This window comes from Allofournierella massiliensis, assembly GCF_004345265.1.
Lineage (GTDB): Bacteria > Bacillota > Clostridia > Oscillospirales > Ruminococcaceae > Allofournierella > Allofournierella massiliensis.
The window spans coordinates 1-12,373 of sequence record NZ_SLUM01000048.1 but is presented as its reverse complement, the minus strand read 5'-3'; the positions used below and the strand labels follow the sequence as shown (position 1 = coordinate 12,373).

Sequence of the window (12,373 nt, the reverse complement as noted above, 5' to 3'; positions counted from 1 at the left end):
ACCAGCATTTTTATCCCCCCACACTATTATACCGCTTTCTTTTCCTCAATACGAGAAAAAGGCCACCTTTCGGTGACCTTTTTCGACAGGCTGAATCCGGCTTTCTCCACATAAGTGAGGAAAGCCGGATTTTTTATTTTTCAGGTAAAGTACACTCCCGCAGGATGGATTCAAATACCCGGGCAAATTCCGCATCCTGTTCCCGGGTGCGTTTGGCAGGCCCTTTGGGATGCTTGCCCGCCCGAAGCAGCTTTTTGTTCTGCCAGCGCCGGTCAAGCAGCAGGTCGATGTTGTCCGCGGTGTATTCCAGCCCGTTCTGGTTGAGTACACGGGCTCTGCGGGCAAGGCACATACTGGCAAGCCCGTAATCCTGCGTGATGACAATGTCGCCGGGGCGAACCCGGTTTACCAGTGCAAAGTCCACACTGTCGTCTCCCTTGTCAAAAACGAGCGTTTGCGCGCCCTCCCGCTGAATCTGGTGGGCAGCATCACATAAAATCAGTACCGTAATCTGCAGTTGTTGGCAGATGCGCAGGGCGCAGTTTACCACGGGGCAGCCATCGGCATCAATCAAAACAGTGGGCATTGTTATTCCTCCCGGGGAAATTACCGGTGAACCGGCCGCAGGTACGCATACGGAACACCTGATATTCAGTATACCACAGAATACAGCGATTTGAATTGACGAAGGAGTTATGCTATCATGCTAAAGGAGTGATGCGTCATGCTGCATCACGCAAATCTGCCGCAAGGTGGCGGCGTTTTTCTGGAATCGAGGAATCAAATTGCATGAAAACAACGGAATCAAAATGGAGTGAGCCGGTTTATCTGACCTGTGAAAAACGCTGGATCTATTTTGCGTTGATCACCGTGGCGGGCTTTTGGGGAGCGTATACCTACCTGCTGCGGGGCAATGTATTCTGCAATGCGCAAACCGGCAACGTGGTGCTCATGGGTCTTGCTCTGGGCGCAGGGGAATGGAAGGCGACACTGTATTATGTGATCCCTATTTCCGCGTATATGATGGGAGCGTTTTTGTCTGAGCTGGTACCGAATCCGGTCAAGCATCGGCTGGCCATCCGATGGGATACGATGCTGATCCTGGTGGAGATTCTGGCGGTGCTGTTTCTGGGCTTTTTGCCGGACTCCGCCCCGGTACAGATCACGCAGGTGATTATCAACTTTGTGGCCTCCATGCAGTACAATACCTTCCGTCAGGCAGAGGGTGTCCCGGTCGCCACCACCTTCGCCACCAATCATATCCGGCAGATCGGCATCGGACTGGCAAGGGAAGTGAAGCACCGGCATACCGGGAATCATTCCCACCGGGAAGAGTTGTTTGTTCATCTGTACATGCTGCTCTTTTTCTTTGCAGGTGCATCATTGGGCAGTCTGTTTGGGCACTGGATGGGCGGTCGATCCATCTGGCTTACGCTGATTCCGTTGGTGGTGGTCTTTGCGGCGCTGCTCAAGGCAGATCTGGGGGAAGAAAAGAACCGCATGGAACAAAAACCGGCCGGGCATTGACCGGATAAAGCAGCTAAGCAACACACCCCCGCAGCACAAAACGCTGCGGGGGTGTGTTGCTTAAAACCGAGGAAACAGCGCCATTATGCGCCGTACTCCCCGTACTCGCATCCGACACTTCCGGCTTTCATGTCGTCAATGAGGTGCCAGCGGCCCTGCCGCTTTTCGTATAGGCGTACAGAGCCAAAGCCGTTTCCACAGTTCCAAAGGCGGGTATGACGCTTGAAGCCATCGGGAGATTCGTAGTGGATGAGCAGCATCTCCTCCTTGTTGCACGCGATTTCTGCTTCCATTTTGGCACGGAAGGTGGTCTGCGTGACCTTCCAAAGGATTTGGGTGTCGGTTTCGGTGCAGTCAAAGAAGGTGCGGCTTCCGGTCCAGAATTTGCTGAAATTGAATTCGTAATCCTTGCCTTCGTAATAGAACTGGCCCAGAAGTTTGCGGTTCAGTGCGAAACCGAATACCTTGGGGCGTCCGCCGCCCACCTCGAACACACTGTTTTGCAAGCGTTTTCCCGTCCGGCGGCTCACCAGATCACTGGACGACAGCCATACCCAGGGCGATGTGAAATCGCCGCCCCAGTTTTTGTCTGCATAACCATAGCAGGTTTCCGGGCGTACCCGGTATTCCTCACCGTTCAGGCGAACCCAGCCCTCAAAGGCAGTTTTCATGCCTTCGGCATGCCAGAACATCTCGAAAGCGTTCAGCGCACGGAAAAAGCGGGAAGCGCCATAGCCCACATGATATGCTACAAGCTTGTGAACCCTCAGATCCCACTCCATTTCGCCCGCATCGCTCATCCACTCCGGATGGGCGGCAACCTGTTCCCGGGTAACCCGAATGCTTCCGGTCAGGCGGGTTTCGGTACAGGTGCAGTCTCCGGCCGTCAGGTGAAGCGGCTCATTCATCGGGATGCTCACCTGGCTCCAGGGGAAAAAGCGATGCAGCTGTCCTTTTTCCTTGCCCCAGAAGCCCGCATTCACCATGCAGTAGGAAGGACGCATGCCGGCCTTTTGCTTTTCGGGATCATTCCAGACCAGCATCGGTTCCGGCTGTGCCAGAGCGGGGTTGCACAGAAAATATTCGATGTAAAAGGTTTTTTCTGCCCGGCCTGAACATGCTCGGCGGTGAAGGAATGCCACCACCAGTCGTAGCCTTTTTTGGCCAGAGGTCCCTTGAGCATGCAGTAATCCCGGGTAATGTCGCTTTTATTCATCGTTTCATTCCTCACATTTGGTATGGGTATGTTGTTCTGGCGGTTCCGCGCAGGGAAACAATGGAAGCGATTCAGAAGGCCTCATTGTCTGCCTGCTCCAGCTCTACAATTTGATCCAGAGAAATATGGGTGCCATCGGTGAAAAACAGGAGGCGGGCAGTCGGGTTAAATGTTCGGATCTGCTTGGCAGCGGTCACATACGCTCCGCCTGCCTTCCGTTCATCCGGCACGAAATAGCGAAGTCGAACCATGGGCTGCCGGTCCAGCTGGCGAAGCAGCTGCTGCATGGTCTGGTCCAGTTCAGCTTTCCGGTCCTCGGTCAGTGTAATCTGCGCTTCAGTCTGACGTGCAGTTTCGTCAATGGCATCGTCATAGCCTACCAGTGCTGCAAAGGGCGAAAACTGAGCCGCCCGATCCTCCATGGGCATCTGGGGCCGGGTGGGAGAAACGTGATGGGGAAGATGAAGAATATCTTCGTAGGAACTGGTCATGCCTTATGTCCTCCGATCTGTGCGTTGCGTTCCCGGGCGGTGGCGCCTTCCTCCAGACTCATGCCCTTCAAAATTGCATTTTTGCCGAATTTCTTTTTGATGGACATCATGGTCTGCTGCATGCGCCGTTCTTTTTCCAGCTCGGCTTTCCGGGTTGCTTCTTCCTTTTCCAGAGATGAGTAATCGGTGAACAGATCCAGTTGTTCCGGGGCGCTGGTCTTACGAATGGCTTCCGCTTCCGGAATCACATGGTTGGCCGAAAGACTCAGCTTGCGGATCAGAAGCTCCTGCGGCGCAATTCGCTCGAAAAGAGCGGTGGCTGCTTCCAGAAGCTGTTTGCCGGAAGAGGTGTGTTCGCCCAGATTTTCACTGCCGTGGCCATGTTTGGGAATCTGGCGGCCGTAATGGTCGGTCACCACCGGGCCCCGGTAGAGTTTTCGGCGGGCAGGATCGGTCAGGTTTTCAATATCAAATGCCGCCGTGAGCACTAGCTGGTCGGTCACGAGCCCCTTGTCCACCAGATCCAGCGCCAGCTGTTCTGCCATCTCACGCAACACCAGCCGGGCCTTTTCGTGGGGATAGGGGCACTGCAATACCTGGCCGGAGCCCAGGCTGTTGCTTTGGGGCTTATAAGCCTTGATGGCCGCGATGGTGCAGGGCTCCCAGCCCCAGGCATGGTCAATCAGAAGCTCGGCGTTCTTGCCGAACAGACTGTAAAGCAGATCTTCGTTTTGAACGGAGCAGCGGGCCACATCACCCATGGTGAACAGGCCGCACCGCTCCAGCTTGCGGGCATAACCCGGGCCCACCCGCCAGAAATCCGTGAGGGGACGGTGATTCCATAGCTTTTTCCGGTAGCTCATCTCGTCCAGCTCGGCAATGCGAACGCCGTTTTCATCCGGCTGGATGTGCTTTGCGCCAATGTCCATTGCCACCTTGCTCAGAAAGAGATTGGGGCCGATTCCGGCTGTGGCGGTGATGCCGGTGGTCTGCAAAACATCCAGAATCATTGTTCGGGCCAGCTCCCGGGCAGACAGACCATAAGTATCCAGATAGCCGGTCACGTCCATAAAGACCTCGTCAATGGAATAAACCACAATATCTTCCGGTGCTATGTATTTCAGGTAAATGTTGTAGATCCGTGTGCTGTATTCCATGTAATAGGCCATACGGGGCGGAGCAACAATGTAGTCCACCGCCAAGGCGGGGGAGGCCTTCAGCTCCGATGCAAAGCAGGAGCTTCCGGTCAGCTGATGGCCCGGGGCAGCCAGACGGCGCCGGGCATTTTCCGTGTTGACGTGCTGGATCACCTCAAACAGGCGGGCTCGGCCGGGAATGCCGTATGCTTTCAACGAGGGCGTCACGGCCAGACAGATCGTCTTTTCCGTGCGGCTTTCATCCGCCACCACCAGATTGGTGTTCATGGGATCCAGCCCGCGCTCCCGGCATTCCACGGAAGCGTAGAAGGATTTCAGATCAATTGCAATATAGGTGCGGGACTGCAAACACGGAACATCTCCTTTCGCCGGGGCTGTAATCTGTAAAAAATTATATCATAAATATCCTCGTGGGGTGCAACAGAAAAACGGAGTGAAGCCATGGCTTCACTCCGTCTGGGTCAGAGAGGGTCAAAAGGTTACTGCAGCTGGGGCTCAGTCCAGTTCCTCGCAGGGGTAGCTTATCCCCATCTGGGTACGGATTTTATCCATCAGTTCCATGATGTGAATGGTTTCATTGTGAGGCATGGAGGGGCATTCCAGCTTGCCCTCCTGAATGCATCGCATGGTTTCCAGCACCTCGTATTCGTAACCGGTAAGCTGAATGGGGCAGTCGATTTTTTGCGTCAACCGGTGGTCGGCGTCAAAGATCGAAATGCTCTGGGGGTTGTTGATGTTCTCCACTACCAGATAGCCCCGATCGCCATAGATGCAGCCGCAGCGGTCGGATGCAACGGTGACGCCGGCAGTCAGGTGAGCGGCCCGGCCATCCTTCCAGGTCAGAACAATCTGGTCGGTCATGTCCACACCCAGCTCGTTTCTGGTGCAGCTGGCATGGGCCTCATCGGCGGGGCCAAACACCATCTCGGCAAAATTCAGGGTATAAACACCCACATCCAGCAGTGCGCCGCCCGCCAGTGCCGGGGTTACAATCCGTGGCCGGTCGCTGACCGGATAACACAGATTTGCGGTAAGCAGACCGGGCGTGCCGATCAACCCTTCGTCCAGCATCTGACGGATCATCTGACGCATGGGCTGGTATCGGGTCCAGATGGCTTCGGTTACCAGTACGCCCTGCTCCTTTGCGTAGCGAAGAGCTTCCGCTGCCTGACGGGCATTCACGGTGAACGCCTTTTCGCACAGAACATGCTTTCCGTGGGCGGCACAAAGTTTGATGTGCTGGTAATGGTGGGAATGGGGCGTTGCGATGTAAACCAGATCCAGCGCCGGGTCGGCCAGCATTTCTTCATAGGAACCGAATGCCTTCTGCACGCCATACCGGGCAGAAAAGCTCTGCGCACGGGGCAATTCCCGGGCGGCAACAGCGTAAAGCGAAATGTCTTTACACCCGGATTTGTTAAGCATTTGAATGGTTTCGGCCATGATGCCGGCGATGGAACCAGCGCCCAGAATACCAAAATTCATAAAATCCCTCCCTACGGGTTACTGATGCGGAATGGTTTCAGTATACCCGAAGGGAGGGAATCTGTCAAAAAATCAGTCAAAGGGAAAAGCGGTTATTCCACGTCCTGCAACGCCTGCACACCCTCTTCGCCGGTGCGAACCTTCACCACCTGATCCACACTGTAAACAAAGATCTTGCCATCGCCCACATGGCCGGTATACAGTACTTTTTTGGCAGTGTCGATTACATCCGCCACCGGGATGTGTGCCACAACAACCTCCACCTTTACCTTGGGCAGAACAGTTACGTCCATCTCAACGCCGCGGTACTTTTCACCCGCGCCTTTCTGAATACCGCAGCCCATAACCTGAGTAACGGTCATGCCGGTTACCCCCAGATCGTTCAGGGCGGTTTTCAGTCGTTCATACCGGGACAGGCGGGCAATGATAACAACCTTGTGGATGCCGGTGTTCAGATCGGCGTTCTTTACCACCGGAACAGCAGCGGCTTTCTGTGCCTCGCTGGCAACGTGATAGTCCGAAGTGCCCAGATCGGTATTCTCGTTTTCCACCATGCCGCCGGCAGTGGCATCCATAATGCTGAAGCCTGCATAAGCGGAAGCAAGGCCATGCTCTTTGGAGTCCAGACCTTCAATTTCTTCCTCCTGGCTGACCCGCAGGCCGATGGTATGGTCAATGATCTTGAAAACAATGAACATGGTGACAGCGGTCCAGATGCCAACCGCCGCAACACCGAGCAACTGAATGCCCAGCAGCCCGAAGCCGCCGCCGTAGAATACGCCGTCCAGAGTGGATTCGGGGGCGGTGCTGGTGGCGAACAGGCCGACCGCAATGGTGCCCCAGGCACCGTTCATGAAGTGGACGGCAACCGCGCCAACAGGATCGTCCACATGCAGAACATAGTCACAGAACCATACGCCAAAAACAACCAGAAGGCCAGCCACCAGACCGATGATGAAAGCGCCGAAAGCGTCGGTCACGTCACAGGAAGCGGTGATGGCCACCAGGCCGGCCAGCGAAGCGTTCAGGCACATGGACACATCCGGCTTGCCGTAACGAACCCAGGTGAAGATCATGCAGGCCACGGTAGCCACCGCGGGAGCGATGGTGGTGGTCATGAAGATGGAGGCCAGCTGGGGGCCGGTGGTGGCGGCAGCTCCATTGAAGCCATACCAGCCGAACCAGAGGATAAAGCAGCCCAGTGCGCCGATGACCAGATTGTGGCCGGGGAAGGCGTGAACTCTGGTGACCTTTCCGTTCTTATCGCGGCTGAATTTGCCAATTCGACCGCCCAGCATGGCAGCACCGATCAGCGCGGTGAGGCCGCCGCAGAAATGAATGGCGCAGGACCCGGCAAAGTCGTGGAAGCCAAGCCGGCTCAGCCAGCCACCGCCCCAGATCCAGTGTGCCTCAATGGGGTAAATTACCGCCGAGATCACTGCGGAATAAACACAGTAGGCCAGAAATTTGGTGCGCTCTGCCATTGCGCCGGAAACGATGGTTGCCGCGGTGGCACAGAATACCAGATTGAACACAAAGTTGGACCAGTCGAAGTTCGCATAGTCGGTGAAGATTCCCAAAGTGGGCAGACCAATGAATCCGCCCAGAGCATCTTCGCCCAGCAGCAGGCCAAAGCCCAGAAAAATGAACACCACCGTGCCGATGCAAAAATCCATCAGATTTTTCATGATGATGTTACCGGCATTTTTGGCACGGGTGAAGCCGGTCTCCACCATGGCGAAGCCGGCCTGCATCCAGAACACCAGCGCCGCACCGATCAGAAACCAGATCCCAAAGACCTGATCGTTCACGCTTTGCGTGATCATACTTGTGAGTTCCTGTGTCATAACTTTCCCTCCTCATACTCAGTGCAGACAAAACAAAAACGGCGGGCCGCGCGGTCAGGCTCAAAACCGCGCAGCACGCCGTTGTGCTGCCTGTATGGATGTGTAGCCCACCTGTCGAAATCTCCGGCAGGGGGAACGGATAAAACGACAAAGGCGCTTTGCGGGAAACGGATTCCCATCAAAGCGCCTTTGCTGCCCTTATTCTAGCCCCGGAAAAGGGGAAAGTCAAGAAGAAATTTAAGCAAATATCAAGAGAAAGCGATAAAGCGTTAAAATAAATAAAATGTGTTCACCGCGTCTTTTGTACTCTGTGAAATCAGCCGATGCGTGTTGGCTTTCAGCAGCGTACCGCCACCTTGATGACCCCGTCCTTTCGGTGCTCAAACAGGTCATAGGCAGCTTCGATATCTGCCAAAGGATAGATGTGGGTGATCAGCGGCGTGGTGTCCAGCTTGCCCTGAGCGATCAGCTCAAGTGTTTCACGGCAGTTGCAGCCGTCCACACCGCCGGTTTTGAAGATCAGGTTTTTGCCGTACATGTCGGGCAGCGGCAGCGTCTGCGGTCCGTCATAGAGCGCTACAATGGTCACAATGGCATTGGGACGGGCGCATTCCCAGGCAAGGCGGAAGGTTTCCGGTGCCCCTGCCACCTCCAATACCACATCCGCACCGCCGTGATCGCTGTTGGCACGGACAAATTCCGGCAAATCCTCGGATCCGGCCGTAAGTACATCGGGATAATGTTCTTTCACAAAAGCCAGCCGTGATGGATCAATATCGCACAGAATAATCCGTTTCGGGTCTGCCAGTAACACGCACTGCAGGGTGCAAAGGCCGGTGGGGCCGCCGCCCAGAATCAGCACGGTATCTTCCGGTTTGATCTCTGAAATCTGCGCCGCCCAGTATCCGGTGGCCAGCACATCGCCCACAAAGAGGGCCTGTTCGTCGGTCACGTTGTCCGGTATGCGGTTCAGCCCCTGATCCGCAAAGGGCACTCGTACATATTCCGCCTGTCCGCCGTCAATGCGGCAGCCCAGCGCCCAGCCGCCATTGGGGTCGGTGCAATTGTTGACCCAGCCGTTTTGGCAGAAAAAGCACTCGCCGCAGAAGGTCTCCACATTCACGGTCACCCGGTCGCCGGGGCGTACACTGGTCACGGCGGAGCCCACCTGCTCCACGATGCCCACCATCTCGTGGCCTACGGTAATGCCAGGCACGGCCCGGGGCACAGACCCGTGCTTGATGTGAAGGTCACTGGTGCAGATGCTGCACAGGGTTACCTTTACAATGGCATCCCGTTCGCCCTGAAGCTGCGGGCGGGGCTTTTCTTTTAGTTCGAATACGCCGGGGCGCACATAAGTATAAGCCAGCATGTAAAACACTCCTTTTCTGGCCGGAAAATTCGTTTGTCCTGTTATCAGTTTACACCGGAATGCGGCTTTTTTCCATACAAAGGCAACAAACCGGCAGCTCCACGCAGCGTAGGTTGTTGCAGCAGAAGTGGTTTGTTATAATGAACCCTGACAAAAGGAAAAGGAGAACAGACATGAATGCATATATCACCGGGAACACCATCCGAAAGCTGCGAGAAGCGAAAAAGCTCACACAGGCGCAATTGGCGGAAAAGCTGGATGTAAGCGATAAAGCGGTATCCAAATGGGAAACCGGGGGTTCACTTAGATAAAGATACCACATCAATCCCACGCTGACTTTTGCTCAACCGATACAGCCGGAGGGCTGGATAACAAGAAAAGGCGGTATGCGCCCCGTGGAGGGGTAGCGTACCGCCTTTTCTTGTGGGGGTTTCCAAAGGGGGCAACGCCCCCATTTGGCACACGACTTTGCGAAGCAAAGTGTAGTGTGTTATACGCTCTGTCGGCGTTGCCGTGAAAATGCCGTTGCCGCCGGGGAGGGCAAGGGCATTTGGAGCGGCAGGAAAACAGGGCTGTGCTTGCGTGGCGTAGAGCCGTAAGCACAGGTCTGGTTTCAACAGCAGACTGGGCGTATATGAAAGCCCCCGTCCCTCGTCCTACGCTCCGACTTGTGGACAAAGTGTCCCGAAGTTGTGGCTACACTCCCGGAAAAGTAACAGGACAGCGGGCAACCGTCAAGGCTGAAATGAACGGGCTTACACCCGGCCTTGACCGCCACCCGCCGTTCCGCTGAATGGGTGAACAAGGCGACCAATCCCTCAAAGTGCTTGGCCGCTCTCTTTCTGATTTTGGAGTGTTTCTTTTCTCATAATTGAAATGGGCGGGAAGCCATTTTAGGGCTTTCCCGCCTTGATTGCCCATCAGCAAAGCCAGACGGAACGGTCAACGGCGGCGCATGAAATGCGCCGTTCATCTTGACCGTTAACTGGCTTTGCTATTTCTCTGATAAATGAAATTTCGATTTTTAGAAATCGTTTAAGATAGCAATGCGGCTCCACTTGAAATTTTTTCTTTTACTGCAAAAACAGCCTCTTGGATAGAATAGGTTGTCGTTTCTATAACATTCGATTCATATATCCCCAAATTACAAAATTGCTCCCACATTGTTTCTACTAATTCAACATTTGTTTTTCTGTCTAATTTTGAGCGTTCCACAGCTCGTTTCATAGTTTCTTCTTTACTGGCTCTTAAAACAATATAGTGTACTTCATAATCTTCTCGAACAAGGGCTCTCCATGGTTCTAAAAACCACGGCCCGACAATTCCATCTACAATTACATCATATCCGCCGCGGGCATAGCGCTTTGCAGCTTCTAAAAAGGCTTCAATGACAACTAAATTTTGTTCGTTGGACTCTGGTAAATGCGGCGGTATTGCTCCTTTGCTTAAATAATGAAAGGCTATGTCACAACAAACAGTTGATAAATAGCCATTTTTATAGGGGAGTATCAGAACTCCCCTACAAACTGTTATTTGCAGTTATCTATACTCATTTGGAATTTCGATATGAAGTGTCTCACACAATAACTTCACATCATGTGCATCATTTTCATCAAACTCGTATCCCAGATGGAACATTACTTGACTATATGGTTCAATACAGGAAACCTCTATTTCCTCAATTCTTCCTTTACCCGAAAAAGTTTCTACCGGAAAACAATCCCCATCATAAAGAATTTCACCTTCGTCCGTATATTCAAAACAATGCAAATCAATAATTCTGTTTTTCAAATCTTCCCATACAGTATGGTTCAATGTTGTATATTCCATCTTAATCTCATAAAAGCCATTAGCTTTCATTATTTCTATAAAGTTCTGATAATCGATCTTTTCTACAAAAATGTCAATATCATTATGGGCTCTTGACTGATATCCAAGAAGAGCATCTACACCCCAGCCACCATCAAGAAAGACTTTAATCTCCGCATCTATTGCAAATTGAAGAATCTGTTTTACATCTGTTATATTGACCATCTTATCATCTCCACAAATTCTAATTAGGCGACCAGAGGAACTGCTGGTCTGTTTGATAAATCTCTGCATTTAGCAGTTTTCAATGTTGCCAAAACGAAAGTTAAGAAGATGTTCCTTTTCTCCATGTCGCTTTCTTTGGCGTAATTTACAAGGTTATTCCACACAAGATAGTTGTTCAGATACTTGGTAGAAACACCGTTAAAGCCACGCATAAACCTCTTTAGCTGGCTATGGTAGCTATTGATATGTTGGATATTATAAATGCCTTTCTTGGCTTTGCCAGTCTTTAACTGCACAAGGTCAATGCCATTGGCATTTGTAAATCTCACATAGGAGTTCATCTTGTCCGTAACAAGAGTGGAATTGGTCTTAATCCTACCATCATAAATATGATGTAAATCTATTGTAGAAACTCTACCAGTATTCGTAATCTTGGAGATAGACAAGCCATTCCTATTAACCGCACAAGGAACACATACCTTTTCTTGGGACAAGCCTCTGATATGTGTAGAATGACCACGCTTATGAGCCTTGCGTGGCATAGCAAATGTCTTACTCTTGCTATGATTGCCCTTGTACGAGATGGCGAAAAAAGTTTCGTCAGCCTCAATAATGCCGTCAAGGGTAACATCGTCTGCCATATTCTGAAGTGCATCCAAAATCTTGTGTCTCCAAAGGAATGCGGTGTTTCTGTGAATCCCACAAGCAACAGCAGTCTTACGAATGGATAAGCCATTCATCATACAATCAATGTACTGCTCCCACACGGACAAGTCTTTTCTTGTACCAGACACAATGGAGTTCGTAGCAATCACGAAGGACTTGCCACAATCCTTACATACATATCGCTGTGTGCCATCTTTACGATGACCATTGCGAACCACATGGATACAGCCACAAAGAGGGCATACACGACCATTTGCAAAGCGTTCCTTTGCTACGAAATCTTCAATATTCAAAGACTTTACAAAGGCAGGACTTAAAAGCATTGTTTTAAGGCTTTCCTGCTCTGCGACAGTCAACTTACCGATAATATCTAATGCGTCTTTGATAGTAGGCATATCCAATTACCTCCTTCGGTGGTACTGTTTCTTACTATTATTATACGCTATTTCTCGTCAAAAATCAACCATTTGTTGTGACAGAGCCTAATGAAAAAAGTCGTCTGTGTGCATATGCACAGATTTATCCATGTTCGATTCTTTTGCGACAATCGACGCAGTTGTTGTCTTTCCTGTTCCCGG

General features: G+C 52.2%; 12 protein-coding genes. 2 read left to right on the top strand and 10 right to left on the bottom strand.

Annotation, left to right across the window (positions count from 1 at the left end; genetic code table 11):
• Positions 1–133 precede the first annotated feature (133 nt).
• Positions 134–586, bottom strand: coding sequence for a YaiI/YqxD family protein (locus tag EDD77_RS17215; protein ID WP_058964253.1), 453 nt, complete (start codon positions 584–586; stop codon positions 134–136).
• 203 nt (positions 587–789) lie between these two features.
• Here EDD77_RS17215 and EDD77_RS17210 point away from each other — a divergent pair, with 203 nt between their 5' ends.
• The gene (locus tag EDD77_RS17210) at positions 790–1,527 is read left to right on the top strand and encodes a YoaK family protein (RefSeq protein WP_058964252.1); all 738 of its coding nucleotides are present in this window, start codon (positions 790–792) and stop codon (positions 1,525–1,527) included.
• An 83-nt stretch (positions 1,528–1,610) separates the two neighbouring features.
• Here the strand turns inward: EDD77_RS17210 and EDD77_RS18335 are convergent, their stop codons facing one another.
• The 6 genes from EDD77_RS18335 to EDD77_RS17180 all read right to left on the bottom strand — a co-directional run bounded on the left by EDD77_RS18335 (position 1,611) and on the right by EDD77_RS17180 (position 9,095).
• Positions 1,611–2,570, bottom strand: coding sequence for a tocopherol cyclase family protein (locus tag EDD77_RS18335; RefSeq protein WP_242868378.1), 960 nt, complete (start codon positions 2,568–2,570; stop codon positions 1,611–1,613).
• 244 nt (positions 2,571–2,814) lie between these two features.
• Positions 2,815–3,234 carry a hypothetical protein gene (locus EDD77_RS17200; RefSeq protein ID WP_058964251.1) on the bottom strand — a complete coding sequence of 140 codons (420 nt, stop codon included), beginning with the start codon at positions 3,232–3,234 and terminating at the stop codon, positions 2,815–2,817.
• Positions 3,231–4,739, bottom strand: coding sequence for a Y-family DNA polymerase (locus EDD77_RS17195; RefSeq protein ID WP_058964250.1), 1,509 nt, complete (start codon positions 4,737–4,739; stop codon positions 3,231–3,233). The genes EDD77_RS17200 and EDD77_RS17195 overlap by 4 nt, the downstream gene beginning before the upstream one ends.
• Before the next feature lie 147 nt (positions 4,740–4,886).
• Positions 4,887–5,876 carry a Gfo/Idh/MocA family protein gene (locus EDD77_RS17190; RefSeq protein ID WP_058964249.1) on the bottom strand — a complete coding sequence of 330 codons (990 nt, stop codon included), beginning with the start codon at positions 5,874–5,876 and terminating at the stop codon, positions 4,887–4,889.
• Positions 5,877–5,968: 92 nt separating this feature from the next.
• A complete protein-coding gene (locus EDD77_RS18725) occupies positions 5,969–7,723 on the bottom strand; it encodes an ammonium transporter (protein ID WP_187120501.1) in 1,755 nt (584 codons plus the stop codon).
• 337 nt (positions 7,724–8,060) lie between these two features.
• Positions 8,061–9,095 (bottom strand): alcohol dehydrogenase, encoded by a 1,035-nt coding sequence (locus EDD77_RS17180; RefSeq protein WP_058964248.1) that lies wholly within the window; start codon positions 9,093–9,095, stop codon positions 8,061–8,063.
• 173 nt (positions 9,096–9,268) lie between these two features.
• On the opposite strand from EDD77_RS17180, the gene EDD77_RS17175 reads away from it, so the two are divergent.
• The gene (locus tag EDD77_RS17175; RefSeq protein WP_058964247.1) at positions 9,269–9,406 is read left to right on the top strand and encodes a helix-turn-helix transcriptional regulator; all 138 of its coding nucleotides are present in this window, start codon (positions 9,269–9,271) and stop codon (positions 9,404–9,406) included.
• 724 nt (positions 9,407–10,130) lie between these two features.
• Here the strand turns inward: EDD77_RS17175 and EDD77_RS17160 are convergent.
• From EDD77_RS17160 to EDD77_RS17150, 3 genes are all read right to left on the bottom strand, one after another.
• Complete coding sequence (locus EDD77_RS17160) at positions 10,131–10,484, bottom strand: hypothetical protein (RefSeq protein ID WP_442856497.1); 354 nt, start codon at positions 10,482–10,484, stop codon at positions 10,131–10,133.
• 150 nt (positions 10,485–10,634) lie between these two features.
• Positions 10,635–11,129, bottom strand: coding sequence for a lincosamide nucleotidyltransferase Lnu(C) (gene lnu(C) / locus EDD77_RS17155; protein ID WP_058962568.1), 495 nt, complete (start codon positions 11,127–11,129; stop codon positions 10,635–10,637).
• Between the two features lie 23 nt (positions 11,130–11,152).
• Positions 11,153–12,190 carry an IS1595-like element ISSag10 family transposase gene (locus EDD77_RS17150; RefSeq protein WP_058962567.1) on the bottom strand — a complete coding sequence of 346 codons (1,038 nt, stop codon included), beginning with the start codon at positions 12,188–12,190 and terminating at the stop codon, positions 11,153–11,155.
• Positions 12,191–12,373 lie beyond the last annotated feature (183 nt).